15 protein-coding genes are annotated in these 17415 nt (G+C 56.5%); 7 read left to right on the top strand and 8 right to left on the bottom strand.

Going from position 1 to position 17415, the window contains the following annotated elements; genetic code table 11:
- Positions 1-81: 81 nt before the first annotated feature.
- A complete protein-coding gene (gene glnA, locus L463_RS18845; protein ID WP_003861925.1) occupies positions 82-1491 on the bottom strand; it encodes a glutamate--ammonia ligase in 1410 nt (469 codons plus the stop codon).
- Between the two features lie 377 nt (positions 1492-1868).
- On the opposite strand from glnA, the gene typA reads away from it, so the two are divergent.
- The gene (typA, locus tag L463_RS18850) at positions 1869-3692 is read left to right on the top strand and encodes a ribosome-dependent GTPase TypA (protein WP_006808726.1); all 1824 of its coding nucleotides are present in this window, start codon (positions 1869-1871) and stop codon (positions 3690-3692) included.
- An 80-nt stretch (positions 3693-3772) separates the two neighbouring features.
- Here typA and ompL read toward each other — a convergent pair whose 3' ends face one another.
- The 7 genes from ompL to yihU form a co-directional block, all read right to left on the bottom strand.
- A complete protein-coding gene (ompL, locus tag L463_RS18855; protein ID WP_032103435.1) occupies positions 3773-4459 on the bottom strand; it encodes a porin OmpL in 687 nt (228 codons plus the stop codon).
- A gap of 74 nt (positions 4460-4533) precedes the next feature.
- Entirely contained in the window at positions 4534-5958 is a 1425-nt protein-coding gene (locus L463_RS18860; protein ID WP_017694044.1) for an MFS transporter, read from the bottom strand.
- 43 nt (positions 5959-6001) lie between these two features.
- The gene (locus tag L463_RS18865) at positions 6002-7384 is read right to left on the bottom strand and encodes an MFS transporter (RefSeq protein ID WP_006808723.1); all 1383 of its coding nucleotides are present in this window, start codon (positions 7382-7384) and stop codon (positions 6002-6004) included.
- A 45-nt stretch (positions 7385-7429) separates the two neighbouring features.
- Positions 7430-9454 (bottom strand): alpha-glucosidase, encoded by a 2025-nt coding sequence (locus tag L463_RS18870; RefSeq protein WP_032103436.1) that lies wholly within the window; start codon positions 9452-9454, stop codon positions 7430-7432.
- A 16-nt stretch (positions 9455-9470) separates the two neighbouring features.
- Positions 9471-10712 carry a sulfoquinovose isomerase gene (gene yihS, locus L463_RS18875; protein ID WP_023295642.1) on the bottom strand — a complete coding sequence of 414 codons (1242 nt, stop codon included), beginning with the start codon at positions 10710-10712 and terminating at the stop codon, positions 9471-9473.
- A 14-nt stretch (positions 10713-10726) separates the two neighbouring features.
- The gene (yihT, locus tag L463_RS18880) at positions 10727-11602 is read right to left on the bottom strand and encodes a sulfofructosephosphate aldolase (RefSeq protein WP_015569905.1); all 876 of its coding nucleotides are present in this window, start codon (positions 11600-11602) and stop codon (positions 10727-10729) included.
- 17 nt (positions 11603-11619) lie between these two features.
- A complete protein-coding gene (gene yihU / locus L463_RS18885) occupies positions 11620-12510 on the bottom strand; it encodes a sulfolactaldehyde 3-reductase (RefSeq protein ID WP_023295641.1) in 891 nt (296 codons plus the stop codon).
- A gap of 155 nt (positions 12511-12665) precedes the next feature.
- Between yihU and L463_RS18890 the strand changes: the two genes are divergently transcribed.
- The 6 genes from L463_RS18890 (at position 12666) to fabY (ending at position 17410) form a co-directional block, all read left to right on the top strand.
- Positions 12666-13562 (top strand): sugar kinase, encoded by an 897-nt coding sequence (locus L463_RS18890; protein ID WP_023295640.1) that lies wholly within the window; start codon positions 12666-12668, stop codon positions 13560-13562.
- Positions 13563-13596: 34 nt separating this feature from the next.
- Complete coding sequence (locus L463_RS18895) at positions 13597-14397, top strand: DeoR/GlpR family DNA-binding transcription regulator (RefSeq protein ID WP_003861944.1); 801 nt, start codon at positions 13597-13599, stop codon at positions 14395-14397.
- Positions 14398-14515: 118 nt separating this feature from the next.
- Positions 14516-15115 (top strand): glucose-1-phosphatase, encoded by a 600-nt coding sequence (gene yihX / locus L463_RS18900; protein ID WP_003861947.1) that lies wholly within the window; start codon positions 14516-14518, stop codon positions 15113-15115.
- Positions 15109-15990 (top strand): virulence factor BrkB family protein, encoded by an 882-nt coding sequence (locus L463_RS18905; RefSeq protein ID WP_003861949.1) that lies wholly within the window; start codon positions 15109-15111, stop codon positions 15988-15990. Before yihX ends, L463_RS18905 begins: the two co-directional genes overlap by 7 nt.
- Positions 15987-16424: a D-aminoacyl-tRNA deacylase gene (dtd, locus tag L463_RS18910; RefSeq protein WP_023295639.1), complete on the top strand. Its 438-nt coding sequence runs from the start codon at positions 15987-15989 to the stop codon at positions 16422-16424. Before L463_RS18905 ends, dtd begins: the two co-directional genes overlap by 4 nt.
- A 44-nt stretch (positions 16425-16468) precedes the next feature.
- A complete protein-coding gene (fabY, locus tag L463_RS18915) occupies positions 16469-17410 on the top strand; it encodes a fatty acid biosynthesis protein FabY (RefSeq protein ID WP_015569910.1) in 942 nt (313 codons plus the stop codon).
- Positions 17411-17415: the final 5 nt, after the last annotated feature.

Below are 17415 nucleotides of genomic sequence, written 5' to 3'. Positions count from 1 at the left end.
AGAAAAAAGCCCATCCGAAGATGGGCTAAAGTTTCCACGGCAACTACTCCCGACGCGTATGCGCCGGGTAAAACAAATCAATTAAACGCTGTAGTACAGTTCGAACTCAACCGGGTGCGGCGTCATGCGAACGCGGTCGTTTTCTTCGGTACGCAGCGCGATGTAAGCGTCGATAGCTTCATCGGTGAACACCCCGCCAGCGGTCAGGAACTCACGGTCTGCGTCCAGCGCTTGCAGGGCTTCTTCCAGAGAGCCAGCAACCTGTGGGATCTCTTTCGCTTCTTCTGGCGGCAGGTCGTACAGGTTTTTGTCCATGGCTTCGCCCGGGTGGATCTTGTTCTTGATACCGTCCAGACCGGCCATCAGCAGTGCTGCGAAGCACAGGTATGGGTTAGCCGCCGGGTCCGGGAAGCGCACTTCGATACGACGCGCTTTCGGAGACGCCACCACCGGGATACGGATAGAAGCAGAACGGTTACGGGCAGAGTAAGCCAGCATCACCGGTGCTTCGTAGCCTGGGACCAGACGCTTGTAGGAGTTGGTGGTCGGGTTCGCCAGGGCGTTGATCGCTTTAGCGTGTTTGATAACACCGCCGATGTAGTGCAGCGCCTGCTCAGACAGACCCGCGTATTTGTCGCCAGAGAACAGGTTGGTGCCGTTCTTGGACAGGGACATGTGGCAGTGCATGCCGGAACCGTTGTCGCCGAACATGGGTTTTGGCATGAAGGTCGCGGTTTTACCGAAACGGTGCGCAACGTTGTGCACAACGTATTTGTAGATCTGAATCTCATCCGCTTTCTTAGTCATGGTGTTGAAGCGGGTTGCGATTTCGTTCTGGCCAGCCGTTGCCACTTCGTGGTGGTGCGCTTCAACAACCAGGCCCATCTCTTCCATGATCAGACACATGGTAGAACGGATGTCCTGTGAAGAATCGACCGGAGGAACCGGGAAGTAACCGCCTTTCACGCCCGGACGGTGACCTTTGTTACCACCTTCGTATTTGGTGGAAGAGTTCCATGCGCCTTCGATGTCATCGATAGCGACGTGGGAACCAGAAATGGAAGCACCAAAACGGATGTCATCGAACAGGAAGAACTCTGGCTCTGGCCCGAACAGAACGGTGTCTGCGATACCGGTAGAACGCAGGTACTCTTCAGCGCGTTTTGCGATGGAGCGTGGGTCACGGTCATAGCCTTGCAGCGTGCCAGGTTCCAGGATATCGCAGCGGATGATCAGCGTAGGTTCTTCGTAGAACGGGTCAATGAGCGCAGTGGTTGCATCTGGCATCAGAACCATGTCGGATTCGTTAATGCCTTTCCAGCCGCCAATGGAGGAGCCGTCAAACATTTTGCCTTCTTCAAAGAATTCGGCGTTCACCTGATGAGCAGGGATCGTGACGTGCTGTTCTTTACCTTTGGTATCGGTGAAGCGCAGATCAACAAACTTCACTTCATGTTCGTTCAGCATCGTCAAAACGTGTTCAGCGGACATACTTAACTCTCCAGATTGGTCATTGTCGTCGTGGTAACGAGGTCTTCAAATCGGCTGGGCTGCCATATTTTTACTGTATTTCTGTAAAGCGAAATCTGTGCCAACTTTTAAAACACCCCAAAAAGGCGTTATCATGCGCACCATAGTGCAGAAGGGCTGCACCACATTGGATTTGTTGCACCATTATAGTGCTTCTGTGTGAACATCGAGCACCATATTGGTGCAATTTACGTTAAAGTGCCCTTTTACCGCTCCGTGAAAGCGATCACAAAGCATCTCTGCAATACTTGTTTGCGGGGGATGTTTGTGATCCTGTTTTGTAGTGCGATTAATCCGTGTACAATAACGCGCTATTTCTAAATGCCTGAGGCAAAGTTGTGATCGAAAAATTGCGTAATATCGCCATCATCGCGCACGTCGACCATGGTAAAACTACCCTGGTTGATAAGCTGCTACAGCAGTCCGGTACGTTTGATGCTCGTGCCGAAACTCAAGAGCGTGTGATGGACTCCAACGATTTGGAGAAAGAGCGTGGGATTACCATCCTCGCCAAAAACACCGCTATCAAATGGAATGACTACCGTATCAACATCGTTGATACCCCAGGGCACGCCGACTTCGGTGGTGAAGTTGAGCGCGTGATGTCCATGGTGGATTCCGTGCTGCTGGTGGTTGACGCATTTGATGGCCCTATGCCGCAAACGCGCTTCGTGACCAAAAAAGCATTTGCCCACGGCCTGAAACCTATCGTTGTGATCAACAAGGTTGACCGTCCTGGCGCGCGTCCTGACTGGGTTGTTGACCAGGTATTCGACCTGTTCGTTAACCTCGACGCGACCGACGAACAGCTGGACTTCCCTATCGTTTATGCGTCTGCGCTGAACGGTATCGCCGGTCTGGATCACGAAGACATGGCGGAAGACATGACTCCGCTGTACCAGACGATTGTTGACCGCGTTCCTGCGCCAAACGTTGACCTGGAAGGCACCCTGCAAATGCAGATCTCTCAGCTCGACTACAACAACTACGTTGGCGTAATCGGCATTGGTCGTATCAAGCGCGGTAAAGTGAAGCCTAACCAGCAGGTCACTATCATCGATAGCGAAGGCAAAACCCGTAACGGTAAAGTCGGTAAAGTTCTGACTCACCTGGGTCTTGAGCGTATCGAGAGCGACATCGCTGAAGCGGGCGACATCATTGCCATCACCGGTCTGGGTGAACTGAACATCTCCGACACCATCTGCGATCCGCAGAACGTCGAAGCGCTGCCAGCCCTGTCCGTTGATGAACCAACCGTATCCATGTTCTTCAACGTCAACACCTCTCCGTTCTGTGGTAAAGAAGGTAAGTTTGTTACCTCTCGTCAGATCCTTGACCGCCTGAACAAAGAGCTGGTGCACAACGTTGCGCTGCGCGTTGAAGAAACCGAAGACGCTGATGCATTCCGCGTTTCGGGTCGTGGTGAGCTGCACCTGTCTGTTCTGATTGAGAACATGCGTCGTGAAGGTTTCGAGATGGCGGTTTCCCGTCCGAAAGTTATCTTCCGCGAAATCGATGGCCGTAAACAAGAGCCATTCGAAAACGTAACGCTGGACGTTGAAGAACAGCACCAGGGTTCTGTGATGCAGGCACTGGGTGAGCGTAAAGGCGACCTGAAAAACATGAATCCAGATGGCAAAGGCCGCGTACGTCTCGACTACGTGATCCCAAGCCGTGGCCTGATCGGCTTCCGTTCTGAGTTCATGACCATGACTTCCGGTACTGGTCTGCTGTACTCCACCTTCAGCCACTACGACGACGTTCGTCCGGGCGAAGTGGGCCAGCGTAACAACGGCGTGCTGATCTCCAACGGTCAGGGTAAAGCGGTTGCGTTTGCGCTGTTCGGTTTGCAGGATCGCGGTAAGCTGTTCCTGGGTCACGGTGCTGAAGTTTACGAAGGCCAGATCATCGGTATTCACAGCCGTTCTAACGACCTGACGGTAAACTGCCTGACCGGTAAGAAACTGACCAACATGCGTGCGTCCGGTACTGACGAAGCAACGGTTCTGGTTCCACCGATCAAGATGACCCTGGAGCAGGCTCTGGAATTCATCGATGATGACGAACTGGTCGAAGTGACGCCTCAGTCAATTCGTATCCGTAAACGTCACCTGACCGAGAACGATCGTAAACGTGCAATGCGCGGTGCGAAAGAAGAGTAATTCGGTTATGCCGTAGGCCGGGTAAGCGCATGCGCCACCCGGCAACGAAAAAGCCGCTGAGCGATCAGCGGCTTTTTTTATTAGAACGAATACCGCAACCCTAAACGGATTCGGTACTGCTCGCGGTTGTAATCATTCCATCGGTCCAGCCACTGTAGCTCAAGATACGGCAGCCAGTTTCTGTCGATCTTATAGCTGAATTTATTGGTAATTTCCCAGTGATGGTCTTTGCCATTTTTGCTGTGGTAATCATTCACCCGCTGGAAAAAGTGCGGCTCAAAGGTGTAGAAAAACGCATCCGTCACTTTGAAATTCCAGTAGTTGGCAAATTCATGTGTGTCGTTCTTATCCATCTGCCCGTTATAGTCCGGCGTATCGTAATTGTTATGGTTATAGCGATAGCGGAACGTCAGATTAAACCAGTCCGTAAATTTAAAGTTAGTATCTAAATAAACCGCGCCACCTGATCCTGCGCTGCTGTCATTAATCAAGCCGCCGGGCTGGAAGGTCAGTTTGTCGGTCGGTTTGAAGAGTGGATACCACCCCTCAATTTCGTTATAGCTGTGCTTCAGTTCGTCCCATTTCCCCACGTTATAAGCGTTGGTGAACATCAGTCCCGCGCCCATATCGAAGTTATAGCCCGCACGCAGGATCACTTCGTGCAGCTCAGAGGCGGTGTTGTAGGCTTCGCGCGTTTCGACATAGGCCCCGGCAAAAACCGGGCAGGACACAGACGACACGATCAGTACGGTGATGATTCTTTTCATAATTTGTCCATGTATCAGGTACAGAAAGGCCTCCCTCCTGATAAACAGGAAGGACATACTGGCCGGATTTATTGTTATAAAGTGACTGCTGACGCTTTATTGTTGGTGGTTATCTCAGGGGTATTTGCTGTCTGTTTTTTCCGTTTTCCAATCTCCTCGATAATAAAGGCGAAGCGCGCTTCGTTGAGTTTATAAAACAGCCCCATGGTCACGGCGGCAACGATCGCCAGGCCGCACGGCCAGAGGAAAATAAGCTGACGCAACCCAAGCAGCGTGCCTGCGCTCTGCACGGCATGGGGAATGTAGCCAATCTGGGTCAGCATAATCCCGGGCAGGAAACCGGCGAGCGCGGCGGAGATTTTGCGCGAGAAGGTATAGCCGGTATACACCGAGCCTTCGGCGCGGATCCCGGTTTTCCACTCGCCGTAATCAACCGTATCCGGCACCAGCGCCCAGTTCAGGCTGTTCACAAACGCGGTGCCGAAAAAGGCCATGCAGGAAAAGAGCACGAACAGCAGGGAACTGGTTCCCCAGACGAAGTTCAGCACGTCGCCCACCGCCCACAGCGTCAGCCCGCCCAGATAGACCGGCTTCTTGCCAAAGCGCTTCACCGCGCCAGGCACCAGAAACACGCCAATCAGAATGCAACCCATGCTGAAAAAGCCCATCCACGACAGGAGATGCAGATCGTTCAGCACGTACTGGGTGTAATAGACCTGAATCGCCAGCTTGATGTTAAACGCGGCGAGGGTACACAGGTTGGCGATGCACAGCACCAGCAGCGGCGGATTGCGGAAAATCGCGCAGAACGATTTCAGAATGCCGGGCTTATGGTGATCGGGCGTAAGCTCGACGTAGCGCTCTTTCACCCCGCTGTAGCACCACCACATGCAGAACAGTCCCCCGGTGACGAACACCAGCGCGGCCACCAGATAGCCGAGTGAGGGCTGGCTGACGAACAGCGCCTGAATCGGCATAAAGCCGACAGTACAGAGCAACAGTCCTACCGTTGCGCCGCCCTGACGCCACGCCGCAAGCTGCGCGCGCTCGTTCGGGTTTTTGGTGATGGCCGGAACCATTGCACCGTAGGCGCAGTTCATCAGGCTGTAGCAGAGGCCAAACATCATGAAGAGCACGGTGGCGAGGGCCGTTTTCACCGTCAGGCTAAAGTCGTTGGCCATAAACTGCGCCGTGGCCACCAGCGCCACCGGAACGGAGGCGTAGAGAATGAATGGCCGGAATTTGCCCCGCGCGCCGATATTACGCCGGGAGTCCAGCAGCACCCCGGTCAGCATGTCGGTAAACGCGGTAAAGAACTTGGCGACCAGAAAAATGATGCCGCCGTAGAACGCGGGCATGCCCAGCTCGTCCGTGTAAAACTTTAGCAGATACAGCGTGCCAATACACAGCATCAGGTTCGAGCCAAAATCACCCATCCCGTAGGCGCACTTCTCTCGCAGGCTCAATTTCAGGGTTAACGGATCAGTATTATGTGTCATGGTCGATCCTCAAAGCGCCCCGCAGGGCGCTCAATCACGTCATTTATGCCGTACGTTTGCGCAGCTCAATTTCTTCCACGATGCGCACATACATCTTCTCGTTAAGGTTGTAGAAGCAGCCCATCGCCACGATGGTGATGACTGCCAGCAGACTCGGATAGATAAATATCAGCTGCCGTAGCCCTTCAACCGTGCCGGCGGATTGCACCACGTTGGGCACATAGCCGATCTGCGTGAGCATGATCCCCGGGAAGAAGCCCGCCAGCGCCTGCGATACCTTACGGAAGAAGGTAAAGCCGGTGTAGACCGTCCCCTCGGAGCGTACGCCGGTGCGCCACTCGCCGTATTCCACGGTATCGGACACCAGCGCCCAGTTCAGGCTGTTCACGAACGCGGAGCCGAAGAACGCCAGGCAGGAGAACGCCACGAAGCTCACCGAGCCGCCGCCGAAGAAGTAGTTAAGCAGATCGCCCGCCACCCAAATCGTCAGCCCGCTGATGTAGACCTTTTTCTTGCCGAAGCGCCGCACCGCGCCGGGCATCATAAAGACGCCGATAAAAATACAGCCCATGCTGAAGAAGCCCATGTACGACAGCAGGATCGGGTCGTTCAGTACGTACTGCGTGTAGTAGACCTGAATGGCGAGCTTAACGTTAAAGGCGCCCAGCGTGCACAGGTTAGCGATGCACAGGATAAACAGCGGACGGTTCCCGGCGATGGCGCGAAACGACTGCAACAGCCCCGGTTTCTGCGCCGGGTTAGCAGGCTGCGTCTCGACGTAACGCTCGGTTACGCCTTTATAGCACCACCACATAAAGAACAACCCGAACAGCGAGAAGAGGGTGGCGGCAAAGATGTAGCCAAGCTGGTCGTTGCCCTCAATCAGGTTCATCACCGGGACAAAGCCCACCGTACAGAGCAGCAGACCCAGCGTGGCGCCGCCCTGGCGCCAGGCGGCCAGCGAAGCACGCTCGTCCGGGTTTTTGGTAATGGCGGGCACCATCGCGCCGTAGGAGCAGTTCATCATGCTGAAGAACAGGCCGTACAGCATGAACAGCACCGTCGCCATCACCGTTTTACCGGTAATTTCAAACGGTGTGCCGACGAAGTTAGCTATCGCCAGCAACGTTACCGGGAAGGCTGCATACAGCACGAACGGGCGGAATTTCCCTTTCGGGCCGATCTTGCGCCGGGAATCGAGCATGATCCCGGTGCCCATGTCGGTGAAGGCGGTAAAAAACTTTGCAATCAGGAAGATAATCCCGCCGTAGGTGCCAGGCAGCCCCAGCACGTCGGTGTAGAACTTCAGCAGATACAGCGTGCCGATATCAAGCAGGATGTTAGAGCCGAGATCGCCCATCCCGTAGGCGAGTTTTTCTTTAAACGGCAGGCGCAGGGTTGCCGGATCAGAAGTATGTTGACTCATTATTGTTCTCCGTCTGCCCGCAGGTTTCCCCGCGGGCGAGCCTTATCAGATATGACGTAAGGTGCTAAACAGATCTGCCCATTCGCTGTGCTGGCGATAGAAGACCGGCGGTTTGCCGAGCGGGGCATCAACGGTGATGGCACCGCCCTGGCAGGTTTCCCCGGTCCACGCATTGACCCAGGTGTCCTGCGGCAGATAGAGCGACCAGTCGCGGCGTCCCTCTTCATGAACCGGCGCCACCAGCAGATCGCGGCCAAACAGGTACTGGTATTTCAGCGTGTAGGCGCGCGCGTCGTCCTCGTAGTGCAGGAACAGCGGGCGCATCACCGGTAGGCCGCTCTTCGCATTCTGCGCTACCGCAGCTTTGATGTACGGCTTCAGAGTGGTGAAGACGGTGGTCATGCGCGCGAAGTGGGCGATAGTTTCCGCGTCGCCATCGAACTGCCAGTTATCGCCAGGGCGGTTGCCCTCGTGGGTACGCATCATCGGCGTAAAGGCGCTGAAGTCGCACCAGCGCAGCAGCAGCTCTTTGCTGCGCTTCATCTCGAAGAGGGTCGTATAGCCGCCAATGTCGCTGTGGTGCAGCCCGTGCCCGGTCATCGCCAGCGACAGCGCCGCCGGTACGACGGACGCCAGACCATCGTCCAGGCTCCAGTCGACGTTCTGATCCCCCGCCCACATCATCACCGAGTGTTTCTGGCTACCGGTGTAGCCCGCGCGCATGAAGAACAGGATCTCCCCGAGCTTGCCGGTCTCCTCCAGCGCTTCGTAGTTACATTTCGCCCACAGGGCAGGCCAGGCGTTATGCATGATCTCCGCGCTCACGCCGTTGTGCAGGAAGGTATCGGTCGGCAGATATTCCCCGAAATCGGCCATCCAGCCGCCGCAGCCCAGTTCGATCAGGTTCTTTTTGATCACCTCTTTGTACCAGCTGTAGGCTTCCGGGTTAGTCAGGTCGATAACGCCCGCGTAGAACTCGCCGAACTCAACGTGGTAATCCTTGCCGTCGGCATCTTTGGTCAGATAGCCGCGCTTCGACGCCTCTTCGCAGAGATCTTTATCGCTGGCGACGTAAGGGTTGATATAGGAGAGGAACTGCACGCCTTCCTCTTTCCACTGCGCAATCCGCTCATCAAGCTGCGGATAGAGCGCGCTGTTCCACTTCCAGTTCCACATTACGCGTTTGCCAAAGGAGGTCATCCGGATGCCGGACCAGTCCTGCGCCCAGATGCCGTTTACCTTCACGCCGCCCTCGCGCATGGCGTCGAGCTTCTGCTGACACACCTCGGTGCCGCCCTGAATACCCAGCGTCACGCCGTCGTAAACCCAGTCCGGCAGCTCCGGTTGACGCCCCAGCAGGCCGGTCAGTTTTTCCAGCAGATCGACGTAGGTTTCTGCGCATTCGAAGCGCAGCGTGGCGTTATCTTCCCAGAATGCCAGCTCGTGGAAGTCCGGCGCGCTGAAGTCGAAGTTCATATAACAGCTGTTATCCACGTGGCAGTAGTACTTCTGGGTGCTCACGAAGGTAGGCTGTGGGAAGAAGGTCCAGTAGTAATCGCCGCCCGCGTTCTCTTTGCAGTCGGCCTGCCAGGTGACGTAGGTCTGCTTATTGCGGCCCACGCCCTGCTCGCTGGTCCACAGCGGGAACGGTTTACCGCGCAAATCGAAATACGAGAACTGCTCGCCGCAGCCGTAGATATGATCGTCAGGCTGAGCTGCCAGCCGCAGCCAGATGCGGTTATGGCTGGCGGCGTCATTTTTCAGCTTCAGCTCCAGACGGCCCTCCGCATCCATGCCCACCAGCAGCGTCGCGCTCACCGCGTCGCCGCGGGTAAAGCGGATTGCCCAGCCCGTGCTTTGCTGCGTAACGGTCGCGTTCGTCAGGGCAATCTTTTCGTTGAGCTTGTCTTTGATGCTGAAGTTGCCACGAAACATCTCGATATCCGCCTCGCCTGCGCCGATCCACAGGCAAGGGGCATCCGCAGAGTGGGATAAAATCAGACGGTCCTGCCAGCGCAGGGTGAAACCACTTTCGTTATTTTTCAGGTCAATATTGTGTAGGGTACGCATAAAAACTCCGTCTTTATTATTTGGCCAGGCTATCCAGTAATCCGGCGGCGACGGCAGGGGCTAAGCCCGGCGCCAGCGGCAGGCGGGGGATCACCAGGCAGTGCAGCAGGTGGTAAATATCCTGCTTGCCGTCCCAGACTTTGGTGGTCACTTCGTTATTGGTGTCCAGCTCCTGCCACCATGAACCGTTTTCGTAATCCATCAGGTACTTGATGCAGTAATCCCACCATTTCTGATACCAGGCTTCGTACTGCGCCTCGCCGGTCACGGTATAGAGGGCATAGGCCGTGCCCATCGCCTCGACGATTGGCCAGCGCACGCGTTCGCGCACGATAGGCTTGCCGTCCCAGCCCACGGAGTAGACAAAGCCGTCCGCCCCGTCGGGTGCCCAGGCGTCGCGAATAGTGGCGTGAAACAGGCCTTTCGCATCTTCCAGCAGCCACTCCGGCGGGGTTTCAAAGCGGGCTTCCAGCGCGGCACGCAGGTGCAGCATCAGGCGGCCCCACTCGATCCAGTGCCCCGGCGTGCCGCCGTAGGCGCGGAAGCGGTGAGCAGGGTTATCGATGTTGTAATCGCGGATCGGGTTCCAGCTGGTGTCGAAATGCTCGTTAACGCGGTACTCCCCTTTGCGCGCCACGTCGTGAATAATCACCGAGGCGATGCGCAGGGCGCGGTCGAGCCATTTACGGTCGTGGGTCACGTCATAGACGATGAGGAAGGCTTCCACGGCGTGCATGTTGGCGTTACCGCCGCGATAGTCTTCCGTCTTGCTGAAGGCTTCGTCCCAGGACTCCAGGCACATCTGCTCCTGTTCGCTCCAGAAGTAGCGCTCAATCACCTCGATGGCATCGTCCAGCAGCTTGCGTGCCTGCGGGTGGCCGGTGGTGACGGCGCTCGCCGCGCCCAGCAGGACGAAGAAGTGCTGATAGCCCTGCTTGGACGCATCAATCACGCCTTCATCGTTTACGCAGGCGTACCAGCCGCCGTGCTGTTTATCGCGCAGCGGACCGTTCAGGGCATTAATGCCGTGCTCAACCAGCGCGTACGCGCCGGGGCGCCCCATGTTCGCCGCCACCGCGTAAACGTGCAGCATGCGGGCGGTGATCCACAGATGGGTGCCCATATCGCTGCGCACCTGCCCGTTATTGCCCAGCCAGCCAAAGCCGGTCGGTACGGCGGCGTTTTTACCGAAATCGAGAATGCGGTCGGTCTCTTGTTCGAGCCAGCGGTTATGGCTCAGGGTGTTAAACCATTTCATGTTCGGGTCCTTTCTTAACGGCGAGCCATCATTTCGTCGACGATCTCACCCAGACGCTGAAGTTTTGGCACGGAAATATCACGCAGCATCAGCTCGGTGTCCGGCAGGCCAATCACCGATGACCAGACGGCGCGCCCGGCTAAAAAGCCCGATGCCCCCGCCTGCATGGCGACGCTTACGGCACGCGGGAATAACTTATCGTCCACGCCGGAGGAGAGGATCACCCACGGCATGGCGATGTTCTCGTTCAGCTTCTGCGAGGCCGTCAGTAGCTCGTGCTGCGTGCCCTTACCAAACAGCGGCATTTCCACTTTGTAGAGGTCGGCACCGCTGTCGCCCAGCTCTTTGGCCGCATCGATAATCGCCTGCTCGCGGTCAAACGCGGCGCCGCGGCGCGGGGGACGCACCACCGGCTCGATAATGCTCAGCAGCCCGTTGTCGTGGCACAGCGTATTGAACGCTTTCACCATTTCCAGGCGCTGCTGCGGATCTTCATCGCTGCGCCACAGCACCAGCAGCTTCAGCGCCTTACCGCCATCGCGTTTGACCGCCTGCGCGTCAACGTTCTTGTCGATCACCACGCTGTCGACCGGAATGCCGTTCCCCGGGATAAACTCGTCGGCGGCGACAATCATTGCGCAGCTTTTGGCCACGGCCTGCTGCTCGACAATCTGGCGGTAGCAGAACTGCTGGTCGACGAGGATCGCAGAGGCGTACGGCGACAGAATTTTCGCCGCATTGACCTTGAAATCCGTCAGGTGCTGGTCGGTTACCGGCACCGGCGCGCCTGCGGCAGCAAACATCAGGCGCATCGCTTCGCGCTGATCCACGGCCAGCATCGCAAAACCGCCGGAAGGTCGGGTGATATCTTTCAGGGTGTACATCGTCATTCCTCAGTCCTTTCGTATCAGTGTGATTTTTTCAGCCCGGCAGATGCGCGAACCTGTTCAAGAATGGCTGTCCAGTCTTCGCGCCCGCGCCCGGCGGCGCGTGCCTGGTTGTAAACTTCGCGGGACGCCGCGCCCAGCGGCATCGGAACGTGGAGCTGGTTGGCCACGTCGAGGGCGATCCCCAGATCCTTATGCGCAAGGTCGATCATAAAGGCGGGTGAAAGATCCCCTTTCAGTACCTTGTTCGGCCATGACGTGGTGAAGTGGCCTTTACCCGCCGGCGTGCCGCTCATCACCTTGAGCGCCACGTCAAAGGAGAGGCCAAGCGCTTCGCACAGTACGGCGGCTTCGGCGGAAAGGGCGTTCAGGGCGATGCTCATGTAGTTATTGATGAGCTTCACGCGGATGCCCATTCCCGGCCCGCCGGCGTTAATCAGTTCATTGCCCATCGCCATTAAAACGGGGGTGGCGCGCTCAACCTGCTGCGCCGTACCGCCCGCCAGCAGGAGCAGCGTACCGGCGATGGCATGATCAGAGGTGCGTCCGACGGGCACGTCCATCAGGCTGAAGCCTTGCTCAGCCATGTCGCGGATCAGTGCGTCGGTTTGCAGCGGGTGAATGGTGGACATATCAATCACCAGCGCGTCGCGGGATAACCCTTCGCATACGCCGTGCTCGCCGAACAGCACGCTGCGCACCAGGTCGCCGTTTGGCAGCATAGTGATCACGAATTCGGCCTCCGTTACGGCCTGCGCTGGCGTTCCCGCCGCCCGGGCGCCGCTCTCTACCAGCGCCTGAACCGCCTGCGGGTTCACATCAAAAACGTTAAGCTGGTGGCCCTGTTTCAACAGATTCTTCGCCATGGGCGCGCCCATCTGTCCTAAGCCGATAAATGCGATTGCTGACATGCCTCTCTCCTGTCACATCGTGTCAATTTTTGCGCGTTTGTGGTGTCTGTTTTTGATCGTATTTGTAATTTATAGTCAAAAAATTGACACGGGTCACTTTTTAAACATTTGGTGAAATTAAAATGAAGGCATCAGAAATCGCAGAAGGAATCACCATGACTCGCATCGTTTGTGTCGGCATTACCGTGCTGGATCGCATCTGGTATCTCGATGATTTACCGAAAGAAGGTGGGAAATATGTCGCAAAAGACTATACGGAAGTGGGCGGCGGCCCGGCGGCAACGGCGGCAGTGGCAGCCGCAAAACTGGGCGCGGAAGTGGATTTTATTGGCCGGGTGGGGGACGACGATACCGGCAGACGACTGCTTGCGGAGCTGGAATCCCTGGGGGTGAACACCCGCTATACGCGCATAGTTAAGGGAGCCCGATCGTCGCAATCGGCGGTGCTGGTGGACGCAGGTGGGGAAAGAGTGATTGCCAACTACCCCAGCCCCGATCTCCCTGCGTCGGCAGACTGGCTGCAAGAAATCGACTTCTCTCAGTGGGACATTGTCTTAGCCGACGTGCGCTGGCATGACGGGGCAAAACAGGCATTTACCCTGGCCCGCCAGCAGGGCGTACCGACGCTGCTGGATGCGGATGTCACCCCGCAGGACATCGCGGATCTGATTGCCTTAAGCGACCACGCGGCCTTCTCCGCGCCAGGACTGCGGCGGTTGACGCAGCTGGATGAAACCGAAAACGCACTTAAGAAAGCACAAACGCTCACAAATGGACATGTGTATGTCACACAGGGGCGAGACGGCTGTTTCTGGCTGGAAAACGACACGCTATGTCATCAGCCTGGTTTTGAAGTGAACGTCATTGATACCACCGGGGCGGGCGACGTGTTCCACGGTGCGCTGGCGGTCAGCCTGGGGCAGAAATTACCCGCCGCAGACGCCGTGCGTTTTGCCAGCGCCGTCGCAGCACTGAAATGTACAAAGCCCGGCGGGCGCGCGGGTATACCCGACTGTGATCAAACCCGCTCTTTTTTGTCACTTTTTGTATAAAATGCGGGGCGTGATGGTTTTCAGAGGACAGCCCATGAGCCTTACCGAACTGACCGGCAACCCGCGTCACGATCAGCTGCTGACGCTGATTGCCGATCGCGGCTATATGAACATTGATGAACTGGCGCAGCTGCTGGATGTCTCCACGCAAACCGTGCGCCGGGATATCCGTAAGCTCAGCGAGCAGGGGCTGATCACCCGTCATCACGGCGGCGCGGGCAGGGCATCCAGCGTGGTCAACACGGCGTTCGAACAGCGTGAAGTCTCGCTTACCGAAGAGAAACGGGCGATTGCCGAAGCGATTGCGGACTATATTCCCGACGGTTCGACCATTTTTATCACCATCGGGACGACCGTGGAGCACGTTGCCCGGGCACTGCTTAACCATAATCATCTGCGCATCATCACTAACAGCCTGCGGGTGGCGCACATTCTTTATAAGAATCCGCGCTTTGAGGTGATGGTGCCCGGCGGTACGCTGCGCCCGCATAACGGCGGCATTATCGGTCCTGCGGCAACGGCGTTCGTGTCAGGATTTCGCGCAGATTACCTGGTCACCAGCGTCGGGGCGATAGAGCACGACGGCGCGATGATGGAATTTGACGTTAACGAAGCCAGCGTGGTGAAAACCATGATCGCTCACTCCCGTCACATTTTACTGGCGGCCGATCATACGAAATACCACGCCTCCGCGGCGGTTGAAATCGGCAACGTGGCGCAGGCGACGGCGCTGTTCACCGATGAGCTGCCCGGCCCGGCGCTGCAAAATCACCTCAAATCCAGCAAGGTTGAGGTTGTCGAAGTCAATTCCGGAGAAGAGCAGCAGGCTGGCTGAAAATCCTATGGCCCGATATTGCGATTCGGGCCTTTCCTTTCTCTAAGCTGAATCTGGCGCATAGCTAAAGTTTCTCTTTCCCGCTACAGTTACTTTTCCACGGCGAAAGGAGATAAACATGCTTTATATCTTTGACTTAGGAAATGTAATCGTCGATATCGATTTTAACCGGGTGCTGGGCGCATGGAGCGATTTTAGCCGTGTTCCGCTGGCGACGTTAAAGCAGAATTTCGCGATGGGTGAGACTTTCCATCTGCACGAGCGCGGTGAGATCAGCGATGAAGCGTTCGCAGAGCGTTTCTGTCAGGAAATGGGTCTCTCGTTAAGCTACGAGCAGTTTTCCCACGGCTGGCAGGCCATATTTGTCGCGATCCGCCCCGAAGTGATCGACATCATGCACAAGCTGCGCGAGCAGGGGCATCGTGTCGTCGTCCTGTCGAATACCAACCGCCTGCATACCACCTTCTGGCCGGATGAATACCCGGAAATCCACGCGGCGGCAGATAAGGTGTATCTCTCCCAGGAGATGGGGATGCGTAAACCTGAGGCGCGCATCTATCAGGCGGTATTGCAGGAAGAAGGATTCACGGCGGCGGATGCGGTCTTTTTTGACGACAACGCCGATAATATAGAAGGGGCTAATCAGTTAGGTATCACCTCCATTCTGGTGACCGGAAAAGAGACGATACCGAACTACTTTGCGAAGCAGTTATGCTAAAAACCGTTCATCAAAAAGCCAATCACCACACGCGCCCGCTGAGGGCGTGGCTGAAACTCCTCTGGCATCGCATTGACGAGGACAACATGACCACGCTGGCGGGCAATCTCGCTTACGTGTCCTTGCTCTCGCTGGTGCCGCTGGTGGCGGTGATCTTTGCGCTTTTTTCGGCGTTTCCGATGTTTGCCGATGTGAGCATGCAGCTTCGCCATTTTGTTTTCGCGAACTTTATTCCTGCCACCGGCGATGTGATCCAGAACTACATTGAACAGTTTGTCGCTAACTCCAGCAAGATGACGGCGGTGGGGGCATGTGGGCTTATTGTTACCGCGCTGCTGCTGATGTACTCCATCGACAGTGCGCTCAACACCATCTGGCGGAGCAAAAAAGTCCGCCCGAAGGTATACTCCTTTGCCGTCTACTGGATGATTTTAACCCTTGGCCCATTGCTGGCGGGGGCAAGCCTGGCGATCAGTTCCTACCTTCTTTCGCTGCGCTGGGCGACCGACTTAAACAGCGTGATCGATAACGTGCTGCGTATATTCCCGCTGATTTTATCGTGGCTTTCGTTCTGGCTGCTCTACAGCGTGGTACCAACCACGCGCGTACCCAACCGGGATGCCGTGGTGGGTGCGCTGGTCGCGGCGTTGCTCTTTGAGCTGGGCAAGAAAGGATTCGCGCTTTATATCACCATGTTCCCCTCTTATCAGCTGATTTACGGCGTGCTGGCGGTGATCCCCATTTTGTTTGTCTGGGTCTACTGGACGTGGTGTATCGTCTTGCTTGGCGCCGAAATAACTGTCACTCTCGGGGTCTACCGCGAACTCAAAAAAGCAGCAGAAGCTGAAAAACAACAAGAAGCAGACCAACCATGATTGCATTGATTCAGCGTGTAACCCGTGCCAGCGTCACCGTGGCGGATGAGGTGACGGGTGAAATTGGCCCAGGACTTTTGGTGCTTCTGGGTGTCGAAAAGTATGACGACGAACAAAAAGCCAACCGCTTGTGTGAGCGCGTACTGGGCTACCGCATTTTCAGCGATGCGGAAGGCAAGATGAACCTGAACGTTCAGCAGGCGGGCGGCAGCGTGCTGGTGGTCTCCCAGTTTACGCTGGCCGCGGATACCGAACGCGGCATGCGCCCGAGTTTTTCGAAGGGCGCGGCACCGGATCGCGCAGAAGCCCTTTACGAGTACTTTGTTGAGCGCTGTCGCCAACAGGACATGAATACACAAACCGGACGATTCGCTGCGGATATGCAGGTTTCGCTGGTGAACGATGGCCCCGTCACATTCTGGCTTCAGGTATGAGCCAACTGGCGGCATGGCCGCGGGTAACAAGAGAGAGTACAGCTATGTATCACCTTCGAGTACCGCAAACGGAAGAAGAATTAGACGCTTATTACCATTTCCGCTGGGAAATGCTGCGCAAGCCACTGCATCAACCTAAAGGCTCTGAACGCGACGCCTGGGACGCGATGGCGCACCACCAGATGGTGGTTGATGAAGAGGGCAACCTCGTTGCCGTGGGACGTCTGTATATCAATGCCGACAACGAAGCTTCAATCCGCTTTATGGCCGTTCATCCCTCCGTGCAGGACAAAGGCCTTGGAACGCTGATGGCTATGACGCTGGAATCCGTTGCCCGTCAGGAAGGGGTCAAGCGTGTCACCTGTAGCGCCCGCGAAGATGCCGTTGAGTTCTTTGCCAAGCTTGGTTTCGTGAATCAGGGGGAAATCACCGCCCCGCAAACTACGCCGATTCGTCACTTTTTGATGATCAAACCCATCGCCACGCTGGACGATATTCTCCATCGCGCCGACTGGTGCGGGCAGCTCCAGCAGGCGTGGTATCAGCATATTCCGCTCAGTGAAAAAATGGGTGTGCGTATTCAGCAATATACCGGGCAAAAATTTATTACCACCATGCCGGAAACCGGCAACCAGAACCCGCACCATACCCTGTTTGCCGGCAGCCTGTTTTCACTCGCCACGCTCACCGGCTGGGGACTGATCTGGCTAATGCTGCGCGAACGTCATCTCGGCGGCACCATTATTCTGGCCGATGCCCATATCCGCTACAGCGCCCCGATCAGCGGCAAGCCGAGCGCGGTTGCTGACCTGGGCGCACTGGGCGGCGATCTCGACCGTCTGGCGCGTGGACGTAAAGCACGCGTACAGATGCAGGTGGAGCTGTTCGGCGATGAAACGCCAGGCGCGGTGTTTGAAGGCACCTATATCGTTCTGCCTGCGAAGCCGTATGGCGCGTATGAAGAGGGCGGGAACGAGGAGGAGTAGTCTCC

This window comes from Enterobacter sp. BIDMC 27, assembly GCF_000534415.1.
In the GTDB taxonomy this organism is placed as follows: Bacteria; Pseudomonadota; Gammaproteobacteria; order Enterobacterales; family Enterobacteriaceae; genus Enterobacter; species Enterobacter hormaechei_C.
This window is presented reverse-complemented; position numbering and strand designations above follow the sequence as displayed.